The organism is Mesobacillus subterraneus (assembly GCF_023715485.1).
Lineage (GTDB): Bacteria > Bacillota > Bacilli > Bacillales > Cytobacillaceae > Mesobacillus > Mesobacillus subterraneus_B.
The window spans coordinates 64,689-89,122 of sequence record NZ_JAMBOF010000011.1 but is presented as its reverse complement, the minus strand read 5'-3'; the positions used below and the strand labels follow the sequence as shown (position 1 = coordinate 89,122).

Here is a 24,434-nt window from a genome sequence, read left to right as displayed (position 1 = left end):
AGCATAGCCTTTTCCTTCCTTTTTAAGAATATCTTTCTATTAAGGGAAAATCCATCAGATAGCTTGAATATTTTTTGACTTAGGAGTTAAGGGATATTTCAGGATGAGAGTGACTTCGAAATGTCTAGGAAATAAATTAGCCTGGAAGTGTTATAAGGAAAAGAGCACAAATCTTTTCGTTTCGGTTACAATATGGATATGTGCGTTATTAAAATACATAGGAGTGATCTTGGTGAAAGACCCACGTATTCAAACACTGGCAAAAAATTTGATCAACTACTCAGTAAAACTTAAAAAAGGAGAAAAAGTCCTGATTGAAAACTTCGGGCTCCAGCGCGAGCTTGTCACTGCTCTTGTGAAAGAAGCATATGCTGCTGGCGGATACCCATTCGTTTCACTTAAGGACCATCAGGTAGACCGTGCGTTGCTTATGGGAGCACAAGAAGAGCAGTTTAACATGATTGCCGATTTTGAAGCAAACGTGATGAGCAAAATGGACGCATACATCGGCTTGCGCTCTGGGGACAACATCAATGAACACGCCGATGTGCCAGCGGATAAAATGAAGATACATGGCACTACAGTAGGCAAAAAAGTACATAGAGATATCCGTGTTCCTAAAACAAGATGGGTTGTACTTCGCTATCCAAACTCAGCGATGGCACAGCTAGCCAAAATGAGCACGGAAGCATTCGAGGACTTTTATTTCGATGTCTGCAACCTTGACTACGGTAAGATGGACAAGGCGATGGACAGCCTGGCTGATTTGATGAACCGCACAGACAAAGTAAGAATTACTGGACCTGGAACAGACCTGACTTTCTCTATTAAAGATATTCCGGCTGTTAAATGTGCAGGGGAGCTTAATATCCCTGACGGCGAAGTTTACACAGCTCCAGTACGCAACTCTGTCAACGGTGTCATCACTTACAATACACCATCACCATACCAGGGATTCACGTTTGAAAATGTAAAATTGACCTTCAAGGATGGTAAAATCGTTGAAGCAGAAGCAAATGACAGCGAGCGAATCAACAAAATCTTCGATACAGATGAAGGCGCCCGTTATGTAGGGGAATTCGCGATTGGCGTGAATCCATATATCCTTCACCCGATGCAGGATATCCTCTTCGATGAAAAAATTGACGGAAGCTTCCACTTCACTCCAGGACAATGTTATGATGATGCGTTCAATGACAACCATTCCAATATCCACTGGGATATGGTCAACATCCAGCGCCCTGAATATGGCGGAGGCGAAATCTACTTCGATGATGTGCTCATCCGGAAAGATGGACGTTTCGTCGTTTCTGAGTTAGAAGGTTTGAACCCGGAAAACCTTAAATAATTTTAACACAAGGTTGTTTTGCAGGATTGTTGCTTTTTGTACAGACCCCTTTGCCGCTTTCAAAAAGGCTACTGAATTTTTATTTTGTATGAGAAAACAACAAAATTTACGAAAAGAGCCACACACAAAAAGGATGCCAGCCCTATTGGGACAGCATCCTTTTGTTTATACCTGCAATTGTTTTTCATATGCTTCCTGGAACTTTTGGATATCCCCAGCGCCCATGAACAGAATCACGCCGTTGCCATGCTCTTTGAGAACGGCTGTATCTTCTTCAGCAATGATTTCTGCGTCATCTATCTTATCTTTCAAATCCGTGATGGAAAGCTTCCCATGAATCTCTCGTGCAGAGCCAAAAATCTCACAAAGATATACTTTATCCGCCTTGTTAAGGCTTTCCGCAAATTCATTCAAGAAGGCTTGAGTTCTTGTGAAAGTATGCGGCTGGAAGACTGCGATGATTTCACGGTCAGGATATTTTTGCTTCGCTGCATCAATCGTTGCTTTGATCTCCGTTGGATGGTGGGCGTAATCATCAATGATGATCTGGTCTCCGACCTTCTTTTCAGAGAATCTTCTTTTAACACCTTCAAAGGTTTCAAGCTGATCCTGGATGACCTTTGATTCGATGTTTTCATAATGACATAATGCTATGACCGCAAGTGAGTTCAGGACATTATGATCCCCGAACGCCGGAATTGAAAACGTATCATAGAATGTATTCCTGACAAAAACATCGAAGGTAGTCCCACTAGTCGATTTTATGATATTTCTGGCCTGGAAATCATTCTCTTCGCCAAATCCGTAAAATACAACCGGAACCTTTGCCTGGATTTTTTGCAGCTGTTCATCATCGCCACATGCGAAAATACCCTTTTTAACTTGCCATGCCATCTCCTGGAAAGCGGAGAATACGTCTTCAATATTGGCAAAGTAATCCGGGTGGTCAAAATCAATATTCGTCATGATTGCATAGTCCGGGAAATAAGACAGAAAATGGCGGCGATATTCACATGCTTCAAATACAAAGTATTGTGCATCCCGATCGCCCTTCCCAGTACCATCCCCAATAAGGAATGATGTAGGCTTGGCGCCTCTCATCACATGAGCTAGCAAGCCAGTGGTCGAGGTTTTGCCATGTGCGCCCGTAATTCCAACGCTTGTAAAGTTTTGCATAAAATCACCTAAGAAACGGTGATACCTGATGATTGGGAGTCCATGCCTCATTGCCTCCTGAATTTCCTCATGGGTATCCGGGTAAGCATTGCCGGCAATAATCGTCATCCCTGGCTGTATATTTTCCTTATTAAACGGAAGGATCTTTATTCCAGATTTCTCAAGGGCCACCTGGGTAAAAAAGTGCTTGTCATAATCGGAGCCCTGTACCTGATATTCCATATCATGGAGAACTTGAGCTAAGGCACTCATTCCAGACCCCTTTATACCTACAAAATGGTAAATAGTCATATAAAGAACCTCCAACAACGTCTGTATGTAACACAGTATATGACAGATAATCTGATTTGCTCATTGCGCCTGGACAACTCTGAATGGCCCAACGTGATAAACAAAACAGTGGATTTTATCTATCTGCTTTCATGTATTGAATCATTATAACATCATTATTATAAATAACACAGTTTGTTAAAAACCATAATCCTGCATAAATTAACTTTTTCCCTATCAATGCAGCTTTTAAACTTCAAGAACGGATTGTATCTTAAAATTGATGTAGTTTTAAAATTCAACTTTCTCCAGCCTCGGATTAGGCCTGAACCTTCTTCCCAATTTTGCCTGGTGTTTCCCATTCAACATAACATTGTCACCAGTAAAGCCTATTTTCAATTTCAAAAGGCTCCCTCCGACTCCATACAGATCCACAGGCACTTTTTGCTTTTCAAATTCAAGAATTCTTTTCTCGCTGAAACCGCCGCTGACGACGATTTTCACATGGTTAAAGCCCTCATCATCAAGCGCTTTTCTTAATGCGAATATCAATTCTGCATTCACTCCGCGTGGATCAAATGTTCCAAGCAGATGCTGGTTGCGAAGGAAATACTGGTCAATCAGTGTCCTTGAAGTATCAACCCTGACACCTTTTAGCTTTTCCCCGAACTGTCTGGCGACTTTCAATGAATCTGTAATCGCATCATTATTATAATCAACAAGGGCAATTAGCTCATCATTCGGGAAGGTTTCGTGATACGCCTCGGTGGCAGCCACGATATCTCCATTAAACAGCTGGATCAAGGCGTGCGGCATCGTGCCCATTCCCTGCTTGCCCCACCATTCATTCATCGCATGGGTAGCCTGTGCTGTTGCTCCGCCTATGTAGGCAGCATAACCGTCCCCAGCCTGTGTTGTATAATGGTCGTCCCGGTCTCCCATGAAAATCACTGGCTTTTGCTGGCCAGAATAGCTTGCCGCCTTGACTACGTTATAAACATTCGTCGACACCGAAGTCCTTCGCGCAAGGATTCCATCAATGATTCCTTCCAGGTAGCCGAAGTTCTGGTACGGCCCAGTGATTGTAAGGACCGTTTCAAACGGAGCGATTTTATCCCCATCCTTAAGAGAATAAATCTCCAGTTCATCGGGATTGTCTGCAAAGGTTTTTACAAGGGCGATTACCTCGTCCGTCCCGCATAAAACAGCTTCATCCTTTTGGAAAAACTGCATTGTAATTATATTGTCTTCATGATATTTCTTTACAAGCTCTCTTGTCTTAAGAAAATACACGGCAGAAAACCAGCCATCCCTGATTCTTTCATCAAACTTGAAAGTATGGTTTGTCAATCGGCTGATTTTCCCCTGCATTTTCAATTCGATTTCTTTCATCCAAAAAGCTCCTTCAACATCAACCAAATAGGTTTTTAGGCATTAATCTTTATTATAGGCTGTTTTCGCAGGTATTGTTGTTTTTCGAGCCAAGTGTTCATCCCGTATTCCTCTTAACTTCGAGCTCTTTTCGAGGAGGTTTCTGAACAGGGATTGAATTACAACTCGTAATACTATTGGTTATGAAAGCAACCAAGTTTACGAAAAGAGCCTTATTATAAGTATGCAGATAAAGAATACCATTTATTAATCGAATGTACTAGTCTCCTGAAGGGACTCGAGATCAGCCGCTGAAATCAGAACAGCCCTTGGCTTGCTTCCACGCCCTTCGGAAATGAAACCTTGCTGTTCCATCATTTCAATTAATCTGGCTGCACGGTTATAGCCTATCTTGAAACGGCGCTGGACACTGGATGTTGATGCCCCTCCCTGCTCAACGACAAACTCGCAAGCTTCGTAGAAAAGCTCATCTTCATCTTCGGTAATTTGTGCCTTCCTCAGCAATTCCTCTTGTTCAAACAAGTATTGGGGCGGGCGCTGTTCTCTTGCAAAGGCAACAATATCATCAATTTCGTTGTCGGTAACGAAAGTACCCTGCAAACGGAATGGCTTAGATGACCCATTCTCCAGGAACAGCATATCGCCTCGGCCCAGCAGCTTCTCTGCCCCGCTAATATCAATGATTGTCCGTGAATCAATTTGGGAAGACACGGAGAATGCAATCCTTGTAGGAACATTCGCTTTTATAAGACCTGTAATTACATCGACGGATGGACGCTGAGTCGCAATGATCAAATGGATGCCGCAGGCGCGTGCCTTTTGGGCAATACGGCAAATCGCTTCTTCTACATCAGCCGGCGCCATCATCATCAAGTCAGCCAGCTCGTCAATAACAATCACGATGAAAGGAAGCTTATCCGAGAATCTGCGATGCTTCATGGCAAGTTCATTGAATCTGCTGATATCACGGACGCCAGTATGAGCGAAGAGCTCGTAACGGCGTTCCATTTCCTCAACCGCCCACTTAAGCGCCGCCGTCGCTGCTTTTACATCCGTAATAACCGGACTGACCAGATGCGGGATCTGGTTATAAGGGGCCAATTCTACCATCTTTGGATCGATCAGCAGCAGCTTTACATCATCGGGATGTGCTTTAAACAGTAGGCTTACAAGCATCGTGTTGATACACACGCTTTTTCCAGAACCAGTCGCGCCTGCAATCAAGCCGTGAGGCATCTTTTTCAGGTCCGTAACAATCGGCGTCCCGGCTATGTCTAATCCAAGAGCAACCGCTAATGGTGATTCGTGGTCAAGAAATCCGCTGGACTGCAAAATTTCACTTAATAACACAGGCCTGCTTGAATGGTTTGGTACCTCAATTCCAATTGTGTGTTTTCCAGGAATCGGAGCTTCAATCCTAATATCCTTCGCAGCAAGGCTCAACTTGATGTCATCTGATAGATTCGTAATTTTATTGACCTTGACTCCAGGTTCCGGCTGCACCTCAAAGCGGGTAACTGAAGGCCCCTGTGTCATGTTGACCACTCTCGCTCCTACATTAAAGTTTCTTAATGTCTCGTTCAGCATATGCTCCTGTTCGGCAAGCCATTGTGGGTCTGGGGCCTTGAACACTGGAGGGCTTAACAGGTCAAGCGGCGGGAATTCGTATGCTTCGGCTGCAGGTACTTCATTATGAATAGACTCATCCATTTCATTCTCTTTTGAGCCACTTGAAGCAGATTGTAAAGGTGCAGACTGAATATTGGTTAATCCAGGAGCGGACTGAACAGGAACTCGTTCCGGCTCAGTCGGCGATTGACTGCCTGGCTCCGGTCTACTCAGTTCACTGTTTGTTTGACCATCCCAAACGATGGAGTCAGACTGTTGTTCATATGCCGGCTTCAAGGCTTGTTCCCCGTGGGCAGATTGCTTAAATGCTGGCTGCCCAGCTGATTCCTCAGGTGCGGACTGTTCAGGAGAAAAATCGCCGTTTCCTGTAGTTTCCTTACTATTGCCTTGAGCCACCCCTGAGGTTTGCTCGGCTGATTTGGTAACTGCCATTGTTTTTGTTCCGTCTGTCATGAAGGAAGGATATTTTGATACATTACGATCTTCCCATTTTCTTTTATCTTGCTTAAGCATAATGACGTTGAAAGGAAGCTGTCTTGTCTTCGGTCCAGCAGTTTTTTCTGCTACTGCACTGGTATCAGCCTTTGTTTCTGCTGATGCATTTGTTTCTGCTGATACATTTGTTTCTGCTGATACATTTGTTTCTGCTGATACCTCTGTAAGAGCTTCTGCCTTAGCTTCGGCTAATGTTCCTGTTTTTGCTGCTTCTGTGTCTGCTTTTGCTACTGATTCGGCAAATGCTTCCGTTTTTGCCGCTTCCTTTGTTCCGGATTCTATTTTTGCTTCTACACCAGCTTCTTTAGAATCCTGGATGGAATTATGCTGAAGTACTGACTGTCCATCAGCTTCTGTTTGAATATCTTCAGCCTCATGTAGGCCATCTTGATCTTCAAGTGTGGTTCTATGAACTATTTCCACTTCGTCTCTTATTTTTTCAACATCATTTGGGTGTTCAGTACCAAGAATGTGATTTAATGCCTCGGATTCAAGATCGAACTGTCCTTCCTTATCCTCGATTTCAGTCAGCAAGTCTATATCTTGGGTTTCTGCAAAAGTCTCAACTATGTAAATATCATGCATTAGCCCTTCATCGGAGACTTCATTCAATTCGTTATCGAGCACATCTTGCTGGTTCTTGGCTGAAGCTACTTCGGTTACATCGCTTTTTTTGCCTTCGACAGCTGCAATAGCCTGTTCTCGTTCAAATCTGGTCAGTTCGTATTCAACCTCTTCGATCTTATTTTCTGGCTGAGGTTTCCGGGGCGGCCTGTTATAGGCATATATTGGTGACGGAATTTCTGTCGGTTTAAACGGCTGCCTGAATTTTGGCCCGCTGTCCTTTCGGGGTTCATACCGGAATTTTGATACGGATTCTTTAACGGGTTCATTCCTGAATACTTGTCCCGTTTCCCTAACAGATTCATGCTTAGTTTGTGATTTATCCCGTACAGGTTCCCGTCTGAAATTTTGTGAGATTTCCCTCACTTTATCTCGGCGCTGCTTTGAGGATGTTTCCCCTTTAGCTTCACCATCATTTTTCATCCTCAGGGAACCCTGCTCCTTGAAGAATGGTTTCACTTCTGAAGCAGGCTTGACTCGTTCGGGACGTTTTTTATCTGTAGGACGGTTTTCCGCAGCAGCCTCTTCGTCTGGGATCAGAGGGAATCTGAATTGCCCTTTTGGATACTGATATAATACTTTAGCATCAATATCCTTTTTTTGACTTTTTTCTGTTTTTGCAGGCTTAAAAACTGTTTGTTCTCGCTCAATATCATCGAATTCATCATCATCTTTTTGGAACATGGTAAAAACCTTTTTAATCCAGCTCAATTTTTATCACTCTTTCTTTCACATTTCATTACTATTTTAACAGTTAATCAGTTTTTTTCGAGTTAAATTGAAAGAATGAGCATTTTTTACGAGAATAAAATGCAAAGCAAATAAACTTTTGGCTTATAAATTTACAAAACATTACAACACAAGAACATAAAGGGAAAAAGCCCGTGTTCTCCGGGCTTTTGGCTCATTGTGCGTTTATTCTTTTTTTGTCTTTCCTAAAATGAAAATCGGCTCTAACTCGCCGTCTTCATATAGAAAGCTCAAGGCAGTGATCGGCACTCTTCCACTCGCAAAAAAACTCATTGTCATCTGGGCCAATATATCATAGCCAGTGTTATTTTCAACATCAGCAATAATTAAGACATCCTGATGCGGAACAGCCACAGCCATTGTCCCCTTCATCCGTTTTTTCATTTCATTTAAAAAGCTTGTATTTAAAATCCTGCTGGCGTCATAGCCATCATTCGTATTCAGAAAATAGAAGGTGTTTTCGGCTACGAGGTCCTCCTTCATTTTCACTGGAAGCGAACGGACATTAAACAAAGCAGTTTCCCTCACCTGCTTCTCTGTCCAACCTTCTTTTTGCAGAAGCTTGGAATCAATCAGCCTGTAGGTTGTGCCCATGTCCAAAGCATAGTAGATCCGGGTTTCTGCGGTGTGTTCATCGTAAAGGAATGGAACTCCCTCCTCCGCTTCAGCCGGAAAGGACGTCGAGCGGATTACAGGATAGATATTCTTTTCCTTCCCTGATAGCTCCAATGGGCTTTCCATCGCGTTAAGTCCTTCTGAAACGTAATAGACAACCTCATCAATAGCCTTTTCTTTCAGGTCCTGCCACTTTGCGATTATCCCAGGCAGTGCAATTGTGATTCCTCTGCCAGTATTTTTATTTTCTATTCTCAGCTGGTCTTTTTCCCGGTCATATGAAAAGGCCCTGTCGGGATGTTTAAGGCGATCCTCCAGCTCTTTTCGCATTTTTCTGCTGTCCATGACTATCCCTCCATACTTTTAGGAGTTTCTGCAACTCATTTTACATGAAATTTCCCTCCACCTCAAAAGATGGAGGGAAATGATTAGGCAAGGCTTTCTATATAGTTTTCGATTTCCTGCTGTGTCTTTCGATTCTTGCTAACGAAACGGCCAAGCTCCTTGCCATTATCAAAAGCGATGAAGCTCGGGATACCGAAAACATCAAGCTTGATACAAAGGTCAAGGAATTCATCGCGGTCGACAGAAATGAATTCATACTCTTTGTATTTGCTTTCGATTTCAGGTAAGACAGGTTCAATCACGCGGCAATCCGGGCACCAGCCTGCAGTAAATAAAAATATATGTTTTCCATCGTTTTTCAAGACTTCGAATTGTTCCATTGATTCTAAGTTTTTCATTACGAATCCTCCTGATATCAATCTGATTGTACTCCATTTATTTTAACCATGGATAAACAAAAAAGAAACTAATCCGATTTACTGACGGGATTGTTAAAATATTTCCGGAATTGAAAAATGAAAGCTAACCTACCGCAAGCATCTGGTAATTATCTCCAACAAACAATAGAATGTCTGACCAGGAGGAAACAGGGGAAAATAGAAACACAATATTCATTCAATAGGGGAGGTTTCATATGACTTTCAATAATGGAGCGGGGAACAGCGGCAGTGGTGGGCCAGGTGGATTCTTACCATTTATTCAAGGTGTCAGCAATAATGTCAACCCGTTAAAGTTAAATGAGGACAGCTATGATGTCTTTGTTAATAATGACTTTGTTGGACAAAAAAGCCTTAAAAACCAGGGTGAACAACTTTCCGATATTGATGACTTCCTGAAGCACCAAGGAATAAATGACTTTTCTTCAAGCCTCAATGGAGATCAATATCGCATCGAGACAGAAGGACAAGCAGATGGTATTACTAACGCTCTGGAGGTTTATTTTAATAATCGATAACCCATGGAGCTTTACTGCTATTCAGCAGAAGTCAGTGCGTTTCAGCAGAAACGCACTTTTTTCAATGTTTTTTCTCGTAAAATAAAAACGCCATCAGCGACGGCGTTTACTTTACTTTTACAGAATTGGCAATTTTCATCATCGTCTCGGCATCTTTTTTAATATTGTCCGTTTCGGTTGTCAGCTTAACTCCACCTATCCCAATAATTAGCTGATATTGACCTTCCTTCAGCTTCTTGACAAGCATATAGCCAAATTTGCCGTTATTAACGAATGTTTTATTTACATCCCATTCTTTTTGCTGCTTTACAGTTGATTCATAGACGACTTTGCTGTCATCCTTTTCAAGTTGATTATAAAACAGAATATAAGTCCTTGATCCATTCTTAAGCAAAACATTGTTAGGTGATTCTTCTTCTACTTCCACACCAAATGGCAAGTGATAATCTATGTCTTCTGTACTATTATTCGTTTTTTCAGGAGTGCGCTCAAAAGTATCTACAACTGTTTCTTTCGCTTCGACTTTATCTTCAGAAAACGAGGAAGAACAGGCTCCTAGCAGAAATACTCCGATTATAACAAGCCCAAAAGACCTTATTAATTTCATCATACTTTTTTCCCCCTTGCTTAGGACTTAACCACTTCTTTTCTATCATACCTTTCTAGTTTAATCGGTGACAAGGGTTGTCGAGTAATTTTTGTTGGAAATTATACTATTTTTCAGAAATTTGTCGTAAAATCTTTAAATTGATTTAAAAAACAAAAGAAAGACAGACAGTCGCTCAGACTGTCTTTCTCCCCATTTGATATTCATATTGTCCAGCGAGCAATTTCATGACATGGGTGAACATTTCACTTCTGTTGATCTGCCCATTTGTAAATATTCCAACCGCACCTTCATTTTTTCTGACATTCTCTTTCTGTGCATATTTGTCCATAACTGGGCCAAGTTCATCACCAGCCACTAATTTCTCTGCAATTTCTTTTGGAAGAGGAATCCTTGCCCCTCCGGCAATGATAGGCTCCATCCCTTTTGCCGTCAATGCTCCCCAGTTGCACAGCATAAGTCCATGCGGCGTTTGCTGGACCCCGCCCTCTAATCCGATACCAATGGAAGCTCCAGCTCTTTTGGCAGCTTCCATTGCTCTGTTTATTGCCCCTTTGATCGTTTCCTCGTCAGACATTGGCTGCTCGCTTACACCTGATTCAGCATCCACAGCCAGGATTTCATATGAGGAATCCTTAAAGGCTTCTTCGACCGCAGTGATTTTCGCAGGATTTTTTGAGCCGATTGCTATTTTCATTTAAGATTCCCTCCGATAACCATAAAAAAGAGGCAGGTTGGCATCTGCCTTTTTTAAGTTTAATTAACTAGCTATTATTTTTAATTGTCTCCACCGTTGTCTTATCGCATGCTTTGACAAGCTTGACCAGCAATTCCTTGGCAGCAGCATAATCATCGACATGAATCATTGACGCAGCTGTATGGATATAACGGGAACATATGCCGATTACAGCACTTGGCACTCCTTCATTTGAAGTGTGCACTCTTCCAGCGTCCGTGCCGCCCTGGGACACGAAATACTGGTATGGAATATTGTGAGTTTCAGCCATATCCAGGATGAACTCTCTCATGCCTCGGTGCGTGACCATTGAGCGGTCAAGGATTCTTAATAAAGTCCCTTTGCCAAGCTGGCCAAATTCATTTTTATCACCAGACATATCATTTGCCGGACTTGCATCAAGCGCGAAGAAAATATCTGGGTTGATCATATTGGCAGCCGTCTGCGCGCCTCTCAAGCCGACTTCCTCCTGAACAGTTGCCCCTGAATAAAGCATGTTTGGCAGCTGGATATCTTTTGTTTCTTTTAACAATTCGATTGCCAGTCCGCAGCCATAACGGTTATCCCAGGCTTTTGCAAGAATCTTTTTCTCATTTGCCATCGGGGTGAACGGACAAATAGGAACAATTTGCTGGCCGGGTTTAATCCCGAGCTTGATTGCATCTTCTTTGTCATCCGCTCCAATGTCAATCAGCATATTCTTGATTTCCATCGGTTTATTGCGTTTGGATTCATCCAATAAATGTGGAGGAATCGAGCCGATAACGCCTGTAATCGGGCCGTTATTTGTGATGATCTGAACCCGCTGGGCAAGTAAAACCTGACTCCACCATCCGCCAAGTGTCTGGAATCTGATCATTCCATTTTTAGTGATTGATGTAACCATGAACCCGACTTCATCCATATGTCCTGCTACCATGATTTTTGGGCCGTTCGGATCGCCCTTCTTTACTCCGAATACACTTCCCAATTTATCCTGGATCAGTTCATCAGCGTACTGCCCTAATTGCTCCTTCATGAAGCTGCGGACTGCATGCTCATTGCCCGGTGCTCCCGGCAGTTCAGTCAATGTCTTAAAAAGGCTTAATGTTTGCTCATTCATTTTACGGCTCCTTCTCACCAAAAATTTAGATTTCCTAAAGAATATGTATATATACAATGTATTTTACAGAACATTCATTATGCTTGCCAGTCTTTATGCTGGCATTCATGTTTTTTTATAAGGCTCTTTTCGTAAACTTTGTTGCTTTTACAACCAAAAGAAAGATCGGCATTTGGGATTTTTACGAGTTATCCTGCATTCCCTATTCAGAGAGCTCCTCGAAAAGAGCTCGAAATCAAGAGAAATGCGGGATGTAAACTTTGTTCGGAAGACAACACTCTAAGCGAAAACAGCCTTTTATATAGTTAATTGGAGCAAAAATCAACAGTCAAGTTTCATACAGCCTGTCAAAATGCCGCGTGCATTATTTCTTTGCTCAACCAGACGGATTTGTTATGATGAAGATAACCATATATAACCTTGGAGGTCCTTGACTATGAACTGGAAAACCTTTTTCATTGGTGTCGGTGCCGGACTGGCAGGTGCTTATGCCGTAAAGGAACTTGCTTCCCAACAAGAAACCGTCTCAGCTGACAGAGTGCTGAATCACGCAAAAGCAGCGTTTAAAAAATCAGGACCAATCAGCGGCTCATGGATCAATATGAATGCAGAGTCATATTCTAAGCCGCCAATCGAATACCAGGTATACAAGGGCGGAATTTCACGAAACGTTGATGGAAAGGTCGAACAATATGAATTTATCGCCGATGCTTCAACTGGTGCCATTCTCGATGCATATCCTTTAAAATAAGACCTGCTGATGCAGGTCTATTTTTTTATTTCTTTCTATCGATCGTTTCTTTTATCCTTCCATCGTTGTCGAACTTGACTGCACGGTAAACTGCATCATGGTAAAAAGTAAACCAGGCATCCTTGCTGATTCCATACTCGAGCCACTTTTGTTTTTCACTGATTGAATCCATTGGAAAATCATCGTAAGCCATTACCCATAATGGGTTTTGGTGGGCATGTGTTGGCATGATGTCAGCCATGTGGACAATAGTCTTACCATCATCCTCAATAATCATGATGGAATGACCGTCGCTGTGGCCGCCGGTGTGGACCATTTTGATTGGGCCAAGTGACCATTCTTTTTCAAAAGCTTCCACCTGCTGTTCGATTCCCTGCCAATTTTCTTTCCAGTATGTACTTTTTGATCGGATATTCGGGTTTCGCATTTCATCCCATTCAATCTGGGAAGTGACGATTTTAGCATTTGGAAAAACAGATACAAGTTCGCCATTCACATCCTTAGTCAATCCGCAGGCATGATCAAAATGCATATGGGTCATCAAAACGTAGTCAATATCTTCCGGCTTTAAATCCAGTTCTTTCAGGTCAGACTCAATGCTCGATTCCTCAAGAACACCAAAATTCCGCTTTTGCTTTTCATTCAGTTTGCCATTCCCCATGCCGCTTTCAACCAGGAAATTCTTCCCCTCTGCCTGGATCAAAATCGGATCTGTCCTCAGCTCGATCTGATTATTTTCATTTACTCCGTACTTTCTTGACCAGAGAGGTTTCGGGACAACCCCAAACATGGCGCCGCCATCAAGATGAGTGACCCCGCCGTTCAGCCATGACAGTTTAACATTCTTTAGCTCCAGCTTTTCCACATGCCATTCCCCCTTTTTTCTTTGATTGTAACACTCGTGTTTCAAATTTTTAAATAATTCGGATGCTATATGAGGATTAAAATCTGCTAAAGATTCTTATTTTAAAAAATTCATTCAAAATACCTGGTGAAATTATCTCAATTCGAGCTGTTCCAATACTTATTGGCGATAAATCGTTTTTATTGGCGTAATTCACCATTTTATTGGCGAAAATTAACTTTTATTGGCGAATTTCTACACTTTATTGGCGAAACTCACTTTTTATTGGCGAACTGGAAAAAAACCTTAATATTTTCCAATTTTTTCTAATAAAAAAACCCCGATTGATAAAATCGATCGGGTTCAGCAGCTTATTTCGATTGAAATTGCACTTCACAACGATAAATCCGGCTTCCTCTGGAGGAGAACTTTTCCTCATACTCAGTCATGATATTTCCTTCGTAATCACTGTTATGAAGATCAAGACTTACATACTTCAGGAGCATGCCATAATGTGAAAAGCTGACCAGTGAATATTCGAATAATCCCTGGTTATCTGTCTTGAAGTGGATTTCGCCGTTCTTCACGAGGATGGATTCGTATACTTCCAGGAAGGATTTGAAAGTCAATCTCCGTTTCTCATGACGGGTTTTTGGCCACGGATCCGAGAAGTTCAAGTAAACTTGGCTTACATCTCCGCTTGCGAAGTATTTAGCCAGCTCTGCTCCATTAACATTCATCAGCTTGCAGTTAGGAAGCTCAGCTTCAATCAACCTGTCAAGTGCACTGACAATGACGCTTTCCTGCAGTTCTATACCGATATAATTAATTTCTGGATTTGCCTTAGCCATCCCTGTAATGAATTGACCTTTACCGGTTCCAATTTCAATGTGGACCGGCTGGTTTTTTTCAAACGCCTCTCCCCATTTGCCGCGAAACTGTTCTGGCTCATGGATGACGTAATTTGAAAATTGCTGTAATTTATCTTTTGCCCAAGGCTTATTTCTTAATCTCATGCCTACACCTCTGTACTATTTTCATTCGTTTCAAACAATATCATGCAACCCATATGTTTTCAAGATGAAATTTATTGTTGCAGCTCTCATCATGTATAAACACAAAAAGGAATCCACACTATAAAGGTGAATTCCTTTTAAAATGAAAGGGTGATCAGTGTGCCTTTAAGCCACCATGACCAGGTAAATTTATTAAAGGATATATTAAGCAACCAGCAGACTGACTGCTGCGGTTCGGTTGCAGAGTATCAACAGTTGGAGCGCCTTATTAAATCATTGATGGTCAACACGAATGTTGACGGCAATATAAAGTCGATTTTGCAGGACGTTTACCAGTATAGCCAGAACGGAATCAATACCTCTGATTTGGAACAGCATATCCAGTCCAATCAAGGTCAGTTATCACAATGGGTAGATGACATTGGCCAATTTTCATAATAAAAAAATTTAAAAAAGTGCTTTTAAAAATTCAATCCATTTTTCCATCTCAGGGATGCGGTTCTGGTTTTTATGCCACTGAATAGAGGATAGGGACTGTGCATAGGCATACCATTTCATGCGTTGCTTAAGGTCCTCAGTGAGGCTGATGCCATACATATTCAGCCAATCCTCCCATTCCTCCACCGGTATGTAGGAATAGAGAAGAAGTCCAAGATCGATGGCTGGGTCAGCGATCATCGCTCCATCCCAATCAATCAGATACAACTGGTTGTCTTCAGTAAGCAGCCAGTTGTTATGGTTTACATCACAATGGCAGACAACCTTCTCATCAAAGTCAATATTGCCCACGTTTGCTGCCAGGAACTTCATTGATTCTATCACTGCAGGTTTCGCACGGAGCTCTTCATCCAGCTCCTCATTCAAAGCCTGAAGAATCATTCCGGGCTGCAGCGGACTCTTTCCAAGTCTTGTAAGCATGCCAAGAAGCGGTTCAGACGCATGGATCTTTTTCAAAAGCTTGGCCACCCTGTCGTCATTCATATCCCCGGGCTTAAGCTCTCTTCCGTTCATCCATTGCTGTGCCGTTATTACATCTCCGTTTTCTAACCTTTTAGTCCAAACAAGCTTGGGTACGATTCCTTCTGCGGAGAGTACAGCAAGAAAAGGGGACGAATTACGTTTTAGAAAAAGCCTTTGTTCTTCATGCTGTGCAAAATAAGCAGCACCAGTTGCGCCGCCTGCAGGAACAATTTCCCAATCCTGTCCAAATAAATGTTCCAAAGTTAGTCACCTTCATTTATCACTATTTCCATTCTGCTAAAAAACCGGAAATGTCTCTGTAGAATATAAATTCACTGTTGTTCTTATTATCGGAAATTAGAAAAGCGGAAGCGCCTTGTTCAGCCCCGACAAGCGTTGGAGGACCGTCCAGTGAAGTCGCTTTTTGACTTCATTGGACGGTCCGAAACGTCTCGAGGGGCTAGGCGCTGGAGCTGGACACTCGTCTTATTTCAAAATTTAATACTTTGTTAAAAGTAAAAAGACAGCTATTGATAGAAAAATACACACAATAGCTATCTTATAAATTTTATCTCCTAGAGGCTTCGTACGTCAACCCCATGAAGCCCAATTTAATATTGTGAAAAAGTTATCATATATGGAATCTAATTATATTGCTGCCACAAACAAAGAAAATGGCTCCAACAGAACCTTATCTCCTTCTATATGTCGAAAAGGTTTGACAGAGGCTTTTTCATGGTCAGCGAGAACATTCCATCTGCCACTTTCCGAGAACTCCACCAGCTGCTGTGCAGGGGATGGATTGATGAACACCAATATTTTTTCCCAATGCCCAATATCCTTGATTTCCGCTAAAGAAAAACCAATTAACGGTGCTGGCAGCGATAAAAAGGACATATGCCTGCGGATTTTTTCACTGTCTGCGAGTCTGAATGCCTGGTTGGCTTTGCGAATGTCAATGATTCCTTTAATGTAATCGACATTTGCCAGATTCTTATCGCGCAAGTCCCAATCAAGCCAATTCACTTCATCGGGTGAGCGGTAGCTGTTGCCAATGCCTTCTTTTGTCCTGAAAAATTCCTGACCGCTATGCAGGAACGGGATTCCCTGCGCGATTATAACCATTGAAGTCGCAAGCCTGTGCTGCTTTTTCAATACTTTCTCATCCTGGTCGGGATCACAGATCTTCAGCTTATCCCACAGTGTATGGTTATCGTGCGATTCAATATAATTCACAGACTGTGCCGGCTGCATGAACAGGCCATTCTTTCGCTTCCCGATGCCGACGCTGCCTGCCAATACCTGTTTCGCTGCTTCAAGGTACCTGTCATTTCCTAAAGCATACCCTCGATCATAGATGTTAAAGGTACTGCCCTTTATCGAATCCCTGAACCAATCATTGAATTGCCCTATTCCTGGAAGCTTTGCCTGGTTGGCAATATTGGCCTTCCTATCCGGCGTCAGAGGAGTATTGAGGTCCCAGCCTTCCCCTATGATTAGAACGCTGGGGTCAACCGCATTAACAGCCTCTCTGACAGCCGCCATCGTCTCGACGTCTAAGATACCCATCAAATCGAATCGCAGCCCATCAATATGATATTCCTTCAACCAAAATAAAACGGAATCAATAATGAACTTTCTTGCCATCAGCCTTTCAGAGGCGATGTCGTTTCCTACCCCTGTGCCATTGGATGGGAGTCCATGTTCGTCATGGCGAAAATAATATCCTGGTACAATTTTTTCAAAAGGTGAATCTTCACGAATGAACACATGATTGTACACAACATCCATAATCACTCTTAATTCAATTCCGTGGATAACGGAAATCAGCTGTTTTAGCTCGATGATCCGATTATAGGGATCTTCAGGGTCTGTAGCATAACTGCCATCAGGTGCATTGAAATGGACCGGATTATAGCCCCAATTATAGGAATTCCACCTATCAAGCTCATCGACGCCTTCAAAATCGTGAAGCGGAAGAAGTTCTATATGAGTGACACCGAGATTTTTAATATAGGAAAGCCCTGTATTATTTCCATTTGGGCTGGCGGTTCCAAGTTCAGCTGCACCCAGGTAGGTTCCTTTGTTGGATGATCCGCTATGCGGATGCATCGTTAAATCCCTAATATGCGTTTCGTAAATGATGGCATCTACAGCACGTTCAAACGCCGGGGGAGAAACCCTGGATACATGCGTTTTTCCAGGATCTATGATCACGCCATACTCTCCATTAGCAGTAAGGGCCACCGTATAAGGATCTGCTGCTTCTCTCCATTCAAGATTGATGCAAACTAAGAATGAATAGCGATACAATTCAAGGTCCCGTTCGACCTCAATGTTCCAGACACCATTATGCATACGCTTCATATTTATAAGTTCAAGGCTTTGTTCATCGCCCTTAAACAACTTAAGCTTTACTTTCGATGCTGTAGGTGCCCACAATTTAAAAGCACTGCTCCCCGGTGAATAGTTCACTCCAAGGTCATTGCCCCCATAAAAGAATAATTGGTCAAACTCTTCGGTGCGGATCACGGCCCCAATCTGTAAGTCCGTCTCTCCGCCATGGTCATCAGTGACAATATACTGCTTCCCTATTACAGGCGTCACGCTCGATTTGCAAATATATTTTACAGCATGCTCAAGGAAAACTTTATCCTCAATTGCCAATGGCAAATCAACGCCTTCTCCTATTAACCTGAATTCGTTTGAAACTCCTTCAAAATATGAATATGGAAGCAATATGGTAACAAGATTCACTTGATCTAGATAGGCGTTAAACTTCCGTTCAATGGCAATCATCTATTTTCAACTCCTCGGTATGCCCTTCAGTGTTTTTCCCTGAGAAAATATTTAAGGCTTTTGGACACGCCTGGACTTTTAAAGGTGTATGCCCGATTACTTCTCCATCTGCATGGGTTAAAACCTCATCATTCGACCTAATCGAGATATACTTCCCTTTGAATTGCTCAACTTCCTTGAATACCGTATGCTTTCCCCAGAAGACACTGATGAAAACCACCAGCAGCTTCCATCTTGAAAGATCATGCACGACAGTCACATCGAGAAGGCCATCATCAGGCAAAGCATCTGGTGCAATCTTCATGCCGCCTCCGTAGTATGGCTGGTTCGAAACGGTCACAAACCAGGCAGATTTGTATCTGTAATCTTTCCCGTCGATAGATAATTCAATCGGAACGCAGCGGAAGGTGAGCAGTTTCTTGATCAGGATGTAAACGTAGACCAGCCTGCCTAGCGAAATTTGGTTAAGAAGCCTCTTCATATCAGACTCGTTCGACTCTTTTGCCACAACTGCATCAAAGCCTACACCCATATTATTCATAAAGTATGTTTCCTGTAATTCATTGTGCTGAATTTTTCCAATGTCAATTCTCGTTGTTTGCTTTTTATTTTTTTCGATTAATAACCGAAGCGCGTCAATGGACTTTTTCGGAATATGAAAGCCTCTTGAGAAGTCATTCCCAGATCCGCCAGGGATGAAACCGACCGTCACATTGGGATAATTGGCCGTACCATTCACCACTTCATGAAGAGTCCCGTCCCCTCCGACGGCGGCAATCACAATTGAGATGCCATTCGCCTTGCGCGCTATTGACTCTGCAAGTTCTTTCGTATGCCCGGGGTACTCTGTAAAAAAAGCAAGAAAAGATATCTCCATGTTTTTCAGTTCATTCTCTATGTTTCTCCATATCTCCCGGCAGCTCCCATTTTTCGCCTTAGGATTGACGACAAAATAGATTTTTTCCATATGATCAACCTTTATCTCTTTTATTAGGTCCTTGTCGTACCATTGATACTTTTACATCAAATGTTAGTCTATTTTAAAGCTATTCGTTAACTTTGCTGCTCCTATTCATTTTGGTTATCCGGACTATTTTCCCATTCCAGTCTTCTGACAGAGGTTGTCTGGCAATATTGAAGAAGAACCTGGGCCGCTTTTAATTGCATATGCTTTAACGGGGATTTCATTCCTCTTAGCGCCATGAACCAATCCTCAAAATTCCTTTTTTCGATAAACTGCACGCCAAATGGCGGCAGTGGATAATCGATAAACCCATTCCGGCTCAACAGTATTTTTTGCACAGGAAGATCTACACCGTACATATCAAAAAGAGTTTTTACAATCTTTTCAGTCCTGTTTAACGCAATCAGCGGATTCAAAATCTTCATTTCCTTATTCCTTGTTTTCTTGAGCCAAAAGCGTTCCTTGGACCCGACGAAAACCGCGTCATCTTCCTCCTCTAAAAAAGAGACGCAAATAGCAGAGGCAGGAGTAATAAAAATCAGTTCAGCCTCTACTGGAGCTTTTTTTAGCAAAAATATAGGTTTATATAAAATTAGGAACGTATCAGGAAAACGCTGGAGCAGAAATTTCAGCGTCTGGTCATAGGAGAATTCTTTTGCTACAAATGATCTCCCAGTCAACGTTGAACTCGCCCATTTCAGCTGGAATGGCAGCAGCTGATCAAGGAAATGCTGCTTCAGTTCGTCTATTGTTTTTATACTGCTGATCAAATTAACAGCACGTCCATCAATCATCGTATCCTGGTCATCATCCTGTATCGGGATGGTTTCCCGTCTGATTGCTCCTTCTGGTGATTCCGGTTGTCTGACTATACTTTTTAATTTCTGAAAAATAGTGTTAGGCTGTTCATCTATTTGATTGTAGCTGCTGAGTTCGACAGGCTGGACCGGACCATTTTCCCACTTCTCCTTCAAGCCTTCCCATTGCTTTTTTTTCAGCCGGACATATCTTGAAGGATAGAGGTAAATATCCTGGGCATAACGCGATACATAATCTTGAAGTTTTATTAATTGTGCCATAGATTGACCTGCCTTTAATCCTGTAGCCCATTTACATCATGGAATGGGCTGCAAGAGGGAATATTTTAATTGGTTCGTATTTTGGACTTTTCCCCAGATGAGTCTTGTACAAAACGACCCTCTCTGCATTAAATGTGATTTTTTCACTCTTTAAGGGATTCAGCTCTTCTAGCTGTTTATATGTAAAAGGGAATTCACCTGCCCATTTTCTTGCCAACGTGATATGCGGGCTGAACGGGCGTGTTTCGAGTGAGAAACCGGAAGCCTGGCATGCTGAAAAGACATCATTCCTCACTTCCTTCAGGTTCGAGGAATCCTCAAGTCCCGCCCAAAAAATCCGCGGTGTATCATTGCGGCCGAAAATGCCTAAATGGTCGATGTGCAAGTCAAACACGGAATGCATTCTCAAGGCTGACTCTATCAGTTGATTGGATGCCTCCATTTTAGAGCCCTCCGCATTCCCTAAGAATGCCAGGGTTATATGTAAATCCTGAGGATGAACCCAGGTTTTAAAAGGCAGCGCTGCTTTTAGTTTTAATGCTGCACCCTCGAGTATGTCTTTGATCTCCTCCGGCAATTCCAAAGCATAGAAAAAATGTGTATGCTGCTCCATAGCTTCAGTACACCCTTTCTGGATCCATTGAATTTATTGTAGCAAATGGCAGGTAATATTGGCAGATTTTCCTTAATAAGATTTAATCCTTACAAGTTGATAGGAATAGTCTTTTTTTATATGATAATAGGAGCTAACGTTATTTTCCATTCGCATTTAATCAATTATTCACCATTAGGTTCTTATTCTGTTACAATTCCATTATCGCAAGCTTCAGCATTTATACTGATTTTCTCGAATTCAATCATTTAGGAATCTTCATTAATACGGAAAGAAATCATGTTCATATATGTAAAAGCAACGTTTTGTAAATACTATTGCTTATGAACCATTCTCGAGGAGGCAATTGCCATGAAAGTCGTCAATAATATCGCTTCATTAATCGGGGAAACACCCCTTGTAAAATTAAACCGTCTGGCACCTGAGGGTGGTGCTTCTGTATACCTAAAGCTTGAATACTTCAACCCAAGTAAAAGCGTAAAAGACAGAGCTGCGTTCAACATGATTGTTTCAGCAGAAAATGAAGGAAAACTTAAACCAGGTTCAACCATCATTGAACCAACGAGCGGAAATACTGGCATCGGATTGGCGATGAACGCCGCGGCAAGAGGCTATAAGGCGATCCTTGTCATGCCAGATACGATGACAATCGAAAGAATCAACCTGTTGAAGGCATACGGTGCTGATGTAGTCCTCACACCTGGAGATGAAAAAATGCCTGGTGCAATCAAAAAAGCAGAAGAGCTGTTAAAAGAAATTCCCGACAGCTTCATGCCTATGCAATTTGAAAACGATGCTAATCCAGATGCTCACAGAAAATCCACAGCAAAAGAAATCATCGAAGCGATGAAAGAGTTAAATAAGCCTCTCAGCGCTTTTGTTGCAACAGCCGGCACTGGCGGGACGATTACGGGCACAGGTGAAGCACTTAAAGAAGAATATCCTGAGATTGCGGTCCATGTAGTGGAACCAGCTGGTTCACCAGTCCTATCTGGCGGAAAGCCAGGAAAACATAAGCTCGTCGGAACTAGTCCAGGTTTCATCCCAGAAATCCTTAATCAGGACGTCTATGAAAAGATCCATAAAATCGAAGATGAGGATGCGTATGAAACCGCACGAAGACTGGCAAAAGAAGAAGGCATACTGGTCGGCCCATCATCAGGTGCCGCAGCCTTTGCAGCCATCAATGTCGCGAAGCAGCTGAAGCCTGAGGAAGTAGTCATCTGCATCGCCTGTGACACTGGGGAAAGATATCTTTCGAGTGATTTGTTCACGTTCGAGGAGCAATAAGGTTAGATAGAGAAAGGAACTGGCCATTGGCGAGTTCCTTTTGGTTTACTTTTACTCGTATAGAAAAAGGAATTGTTCAGCCACAGTCCTTATTAAACCCTATTCTTCCCTTTCCACTTCTTCATCCTCAAAAATGGTTCCGGAATGCAGTGTAATGCCGGAGACGATTTCTTCCATTTCGGCCTGGATCCTTTCGGTGATTTCTTCCCGTTCTTCAGGAGATAATGATTCTTTTGTATAACCGAAAAGGTAATTATTCAAATCGAATTCCTTCAACTTGCACTTTGTATGAAAGATGTTTTCCTGATAGACATTTACATCGACCATATCGAATTCACTTTTCACATTCTCTGGGATATAATTTTGGATTGAGCTGATATCATGATCAATGAATAATTTGTTCCCATCCTTATCCCTTGTGAACCCTCTTACCCTATAATCAATAGTCATGACATCGGTCTCGAATGAATGAATCAAATAATTCAATGCCTTCAGCGGCGAAATTTCCCCGCAAGTCGAAACATCGATATCGGCCCTGAATGTACTGATTCCTTCATCCGGATGGAATTCCGGATACGTATGAACAGTAATATGGCTTTTATCCAGCTGCAAAACAACATTATTAGGCAGTGGACCTGGCGATTCATCATAGGCTTCATCAGGCACTTCAACAACTGGCCCTTCTGAAACGAGAATTGTCACACTTGCCCCCTGTGGGACATAATCCTGCTTGGCCACATTCAGTACGTGCGCCCCGATAATATCAGAAACATGCGTGAGAATTTTCGTCAGCCGGTCGGCATTATACTGTTCATCAATATATTCAAGATAAGCTTCACGCTCTTCTTTTGTTTTCGTATAACAAATGTCATACATATTAAAGCTTAGTGATTTTGTCAGATTGTTAAAACCATGCAATTCGATATGCTGTGCTGGTGTGAATTTCATCTGTGTTCCCCCTGTTCCGGTATTCTGCTGTGTTTTGTCTTTATTGAAGGCTCGTAAAAATTCCAAAAACGATCTTTTACTTTTGAGATTAAAGCAGTAAGCCTTATTGAACAAAAGCAGGTATCCTGTTGATTTAAATATTTTTATGATACCCATTCCTGCCAAGAAAAAACAAAGAGCCTTGTTTGTTTCTCTTTTATCACGAATTGTTTCGTTTTTTGTCTCACCAACAAAAAATAAACCTGCAGTAACAAAACTGCAGGTTAAAAGTTATATTTTGCCGCACTGGCTTTCAATTTCTGCTTTAAACAGCTTTTGCAGGTTTCTTGTGACTGTTCCAGGCTCACCATTTCCTACTGGCTTACCTTCGATCTCCACAACCGGCATTACTTCAACTGTTGTTCCCGATGAAAAAACTTCATCAGCAGCATTCAGTTCTTCAACTGTATAGGCTCTTTCTTCAAATGCGATTTGTTCTTTTCCGCAAATTTCAAGAACCTTCTGTCTCGTAATTCCGTTCAGGATATGGTTATCTGCAGGATGGGTTATGATCACACCATCTTTGATGATCGATATATTGGAATGGCTGCCTTCTGTAACGGTTTCCCCCCGGTGCAGGATGGCTTCAAAGCAGCCAGCCTCGGCTGCCTTTTGCTTTGAAAGCAAATTGCCAAGCAGATTCAAGCTTTTAATATCACAGCGCAGCCAGCGGATATCTTCATCAAGGATTGCCCGGACTCCCTTTTCCATCGATTCCTCCGGACGTGCGACATTCCGGGTATACGCCACAAATGTTGGCGCAACTCCATTGCCCGGAAAAACATGGTTCCGCGGTGATGTTCCCCTCGTGAATTGCATGTAGACCGTACCCGTCTGTAATTCATTTTTGGCAATCAGCTCTTCCATCTTGCCTTCCAGCTCTTCCGGACTGTATGGAAGCTTCATCCTGATTTTCTCTGCGCTTTCCACAAGACGCTTTAAGTGCTCCTTACCGGTGAACATTTTACCGTTATAAACCCGGATCACTTCATAAACACCATCACCAAACTGATAGCCCCTGTCCTCAATGTCGACCTTGGCAGTGGACCTGTCCATGACTTGGTCATCTACGATTACATATTCCATC

General features: G+C 42.3%; 22 protein-coding genes. 5 read left to right on the top strand and 17 right to left on the bottom strand.

Annotation, left to right across the window (positions count from 1 at the left end):
* Positions 1-232: 232 nt before the first annotated feature.
* Positions 233-1,348 (top strand): aminopeptidase, encoded by a 1,116-nt coding sequence (locus M3204_RS16330; RefSeq protein WP_251483981.1) that lies wholly within the window; start codon positions 233-235, stop codon positions 1,346-1,348.
* 165 nt (positions 1,349-1,513) lie between these two features.
* On the opposite strand, the gene murC is transcribed toward M3204_RS16330, so the two are convergent.
* The 5 genes from murC to M3204_RS16305 all read right to left on the bottom strand — a co-directional run bounded on the left by murC (position 1,514) and on the right by M3204_RS16305 (position 9,042).
* Positions 1,514-2,815, bottom strand: coding sequence for a UDP-N-acetylmuramate--L-alanine ligase (murC, locus tag M3204_RS16325; protein ID WP_251483979.1), 1,302 nt, complete (start codon positions 2,813-2,815; stop codon positions 1,514-1,516).
* Positions 2,816-3,085: 270 nt separating this feature from the next.
* Positions 3,086-4,186 (bottom strand): nicotinate phosphoribosyltransferase, encoded by a 1,101-nt coding sequence (locus M3204_RS16320; protein WP_251483977.1) that lies wholly within the window; start codon positions 4,184-4,186, stop codon positions 3,086-3,088.
* A gap of 246 nt (positions 4,187-4,432) precedes the next feature.
* Positions 4,433-7,645 (bottom strand): DNA translocase FtsK, encoded by a 3,213-nt coding sequence (locus M3204_RS16315; RefSeq protein ID WP_251483975.1) that lies wholly within the window; start codon positions 7,643-7,645, stop codon positions 4,433-4,435.
* Between the two features lie 204 nt (positions 7,646-7,849).
* On the bottom strand, positions 7,850-8,644 hold the full coding sequence (locus M3204_RS16310) for a DUF1444 domain-containing protein (protein WP_251483960.1): 795 nt from the start codon (positions 8,642-8,644) through the stop codon (positions 7,850-7,852).
* Between the two features lie 83 nt (positions 8,645-8,727).
* A complete protein-coding gene (locus M3204_RS16305) occupies positions 8,728-9,042 on the bottom strand; it encodes a thioredoxin family protein (protein WP_251483959.1) in 315 nt (104 codons plus the stop codon).
* 236 nt (positions 9,043-9,278) lie between these two features.
* Between M3204_RS16305 and M3204_RS16300 the strand changes: the two genes are divergently transcribed.
* Positions 9,279-9,599, top strand: coding sequence for a hypothetical protein (locus tag M3204_RS16300; RefSeq protein WP_251483956.1), 321 nt, complete (start codon positions 9,279-9,281; stop codon positions 9,597-9,599).
* A 106-nt stretch (positions 9,600-9,705) separates the two neighbouring features.
* On the opposite strand, the gene M3204_RS16295 is transcribed toward M3204_RS16300, so the two are convergent.
* The 3 genes from M3204_RS16295 to M3204_RS16285 form a co-directional block, all read right to left on the bottom strand.
* Complete coding sequence (locus tag M3204_RS16295; RefSeq protein WP_251483954.1) at positions 9,706-10,209, bottom strand: hypothetical protein; 504 nt, start codon at positions 10,207-10,209, stop codon at positions 9,706-9,708.
* A 172-nt stretch (positions 10,210-10,381) separates the two neighbouring features.
* The gene (locus M3204_RS16290) at positions 10,382-10,903 is read right to left on the bottom strand and encodes a DUF84 family protein (protein WP_251483952.1); all 522 of its coding nucleotides are present in this window, start codon (positions 10,901-10,903) and stop codon (positions 10,382-10,384) included.
* A 67-nt stretch (positions 10,904-10,970) separates the two neighbouring features.
* Positions 10,971-12,044, bottom strand: coding sequence for a M42 family metallopeptidase (locus tag M3204_RS16285; protein ID WP_251483950.1), 1,074 nt, complete (start codon positions 12,042-12,044; stop codon positions 10,971-10,973).
* Positions 12,045-12,480: 436 nt separating this feature from the next.
* Between M3204_RS16285 and M3204_RS16280 the strand changes: the two genes are divergently transcribed.
* On the top strand, positions 12,481-12,795 hold the full coding sequence (locus M3204_RS16280) for a PepSY domain-containing protein (protein ID WP_251483947.1): 315 nt from the start codon (positions 12,481-12,483) through the stop codon (positions 12,793-12,795).
* Positions 12,796-12,820: 25 nt separating this feature from the next.
* Here M3204_RS16280 and M3204_RS16275 read toward each other — a convergent pair whose 3' ends face one another.
* A complete protein-coding gene (locus tag M3204_RS16275) occupies positions 12,821-13,660 on the bottom strand; it encodes a YtnP family quorum-quenching lactonase (RefSeq protein ID WP_251483932.1) in 840 nt (279 codons plus the stop codon).
* A 350-nt stretch (positions 13,661-14,010) separates the two neighbouring features.
* Positions 14,011-14,655 carry a tRNA (guanosine(46)-N7)-methyltransferase TrmB gene (gene trmB, locus M3204_RS16270; RefSeq protein WP_251483928.1) on the bottom strand — a complete coding sequence of 215 codons (645 nt, stop codon included), beginning with the start codon at positions 14,653-14,655 and terminating at the stop codon, positions 14,011-14,013.
* A gap of 159 nt (positions 14,656-14,814) precedes the next feature.
* On the opposite strand from trmB, the gene M3204_RS16265 reads away from it, so the two are divergent.
* Positions 14,815-15,093, top strand: coding sequence for a YtzH-like family protein (locus tag M3204_RS16265; protein WP_251483925.1), 279 nt, complete (start codon positions 14,815-14,817; stop codon positions 15,091-15,093).
* A gap of 9 nt (positions 15,094-15,102) precedes the next feature.
* On the opposite strand, the gene M3204_RS16260 is transcribed toward M3204_RS16265, so the two are convergent.
* The 5 genes from M3204_RS16260 to thpR all read right to left on the bottom strand — a co-directional run bounded on the left by M3204_RS16260 (position 15,103) and on the right by thpR (position 21,070).
* Positions 15,103-15,876, bottom strand: coding sequence for a phosphotransferase family protein (locus M3204_RS16260; protein ID WP_251483922.1), 774 nt, complete (start codon positions 15,874-15,876; stop codon positions 15,103-15,105).
* Between the two features lie 387 nt (positions 15,877-16,263).
* Entirely contained in the window at positions 16,264-18,414 is a 2,151-nt protein-coding gene (pulA, locus tag M3204_RS16255) for a type I pullulanase (protein WP_251483919.1), read from the bottom strand.
* On the bottom strand, positions 18,401-19,381 hold the full coding sequence (locus M3204_RS16250; protein WP_251483917.1) for a diacylglycerol/lipid kinase family protein: 981 nt from the start codon (positions 19,379-19,381) through the stop codon (positions 18,401-18,403). Before M3204_RS16250 ends, pulA begins: the two co-directional genes overlap by 14 nt.
* A 101-nt stretch (positions 19,382-19,482) precedes the next feature.
* The gene (locus tag M3204_RS16245) at positions 19,483-20,457 is read right to left on the bottom strand and encodes an NERD domain-containing protein (protein WP_251483914.1); all 975 of its coding nucleotides are present in this window, start codon (positions 20,455-20,457) and stop codon (positions 19,483-19,485) included.
* 31 nt (positions 20,458-20,488) lie between these two features.
* Entirely contained in the window at positions 20,489-21,070 is a 582-nt protein-coding gene (gene thpR, locus M3204_RS16240) for an RNA 2',3'-cyclic phosphodiesterase (RefSeq protein WP_251483912.1), read from the bottom strand.
* 351 nt (positions 21,071-21,421) lie between these two features.
* On the opposite strand from thpR, the gene cysK reads away from it, so the two are divergent.
* Positions 21,422-22,360: a cysteine synthase A gene (gene cysK / locus M3204_RS16235; RefSeq protein WP_251483909.1), complete on the top strand. Its 939-nt coding sequence runs from the start codon at positions 21,422-21,424 to the stop codon at positions 22,358-22,360.
* 99 nt (positions 22,361-22,459) lie between these two features.
* Here cysK and speD read toward each other — a convergent pair whose 3' ends face one another.
* Entirely contained in the window at positions 22,460-23,308 is an 849-nt protein-coding gene (gene speD, locus M3204_RS16230; RefSeq protein WP_251483905.1) for an adenosylmethionine decarboxylase, read from the bottom strand.
* Positions 23,309-23,578: 270 nt separating this feature from the next.
* Entirely contained in the window at positions 23,579-24,433 is an 855-nt protein-coding gene (gene dat, locus M3204_RS16225; RefSeq protein ID WP_251483903.1) for a D-amino-acid transaminase, read from the bottom strand.
* Between the last annotated feature and the right edge of the window lies 1 nt (position 24,434).

Excerpts from the sequence above, each read along its gene's own strand:
- murC (WP_251483979.1), bottom strand. The coding sequence starts at position 2,815 with ATGACTATTTACCATTTTGTAGGTATAAAGGGGTCTGGAATGAGTGCC.
- cysK (WP_251483909.1), top strand. The coding sequence starts at position 21,422 with ATGAAAGTCGTCAATAATATCGCTTCATTAATCGGGGAAACACCCCTT.
- M3204_RS16250 (WP_251483917.1), bottom strand. The coding sequence starts at position 19,381 with ATGGAAAAAATCTATTTTGTCGTCAATCCTAAGGCGAAAAATGGGAGC.
- speD (WP_251483905.1), bottom strand. The coding sequence starts at position 23,308 with ATGAAATTCACACCAGCACAGCATATCGAATTGCATGGTTTTAACAAT.
- M3204_RS16305 (WP_251483959.1), bottom strand. The coding sequence starts at position 9,042 with ATGAAAAACTTAGAATCAATGGAACAATTCGAAGTCTTGAAAAACGAT.
- M3204_RS16320 (WP_251483977.1), bottom strand. The coding sequence starts at position 4,186 with ATGAAAGAAATCGAATTGAAAATGCAGGGGAAAATCAGCCGATTGACA.
- pulA (WP_251483919.1), bottom strand. The coding sequence starts at position 18,414 with ATGATTGCCATTGAACGGAAGTTTAACGCCTATCTAGATCAAGTGAAT.
- M3204_RS16295 (WP_251483954.1), bottom strand. The coding sequence starts at position 10,209 with ATGATGAAATTAATAAGGTCTTTTGGGCTTGTTATAATCGGAGTATTT.
- M3204_RS16285 (WP_251483950.1), bottom strand. The coding sequence starts at position 12,044 with ATGAATGAGCAAACATTAAGCCTTTTTAAGACATTGACTGAACTGCCG.
- M3204_RS16290 (WP_251483952.1), bottom strand. The coding sequence starts at position 10,903 with ATGAAAATAGCAATCGGCTCAAAAAATCCTGCGAAAATCACTGCGGTC.
- M3204_RS16245 (WP_251483914.1), bottom strand. The coding sequence starts at position 20,457 with ATGGCACAATTAATAAAACTTCAAGATTATGTATCGCGTTATGCCCAG.
- thpR (WP_251483912.1), bottom strand. The coding sequence starts at position 21,070 with ATGGAGCAGCATACACATTTTTTCTATGCTTTGGAATTGCCGGAGGAG.
- M3204_RS16300 (WP_251483956.1), top strand. The coding sequence starts at position 9,279 with ATGACTTTCAATAATGGAGCGGGGAACAGCGGCAGTGGTGGGCCAGGT.
- M3204_RS16310 (WP_251483960.1), bottom strand. The coding sequence starts at position 8,644 with ATGGACAGCAGAAAAATGCGAAAAGAGCTGGAGGATCGCCTTAAACAT.
- dat (WP_251483903.1), bottom strand. The coding sequence starts at position 24,433 with ATGGAATATGTAATCGTAGATGACCAAGTCATGGACAGGTCCACTGCC.
- M3204_RS16280 (WP_251483947.1), top strand. The coding sequence starts at position 12,481 with ATGAACTGGAAAACCTTTTTCATTGGTGTCGGTGCCGGACTGGCAGGT.
- trmB (WP_251483928.1), bottom strand. The coding sequence starts at position 14,655 with ATGAGATTAAGAAATAAGCCTTGGGCAAAAGATAAATTACAGCAATTT.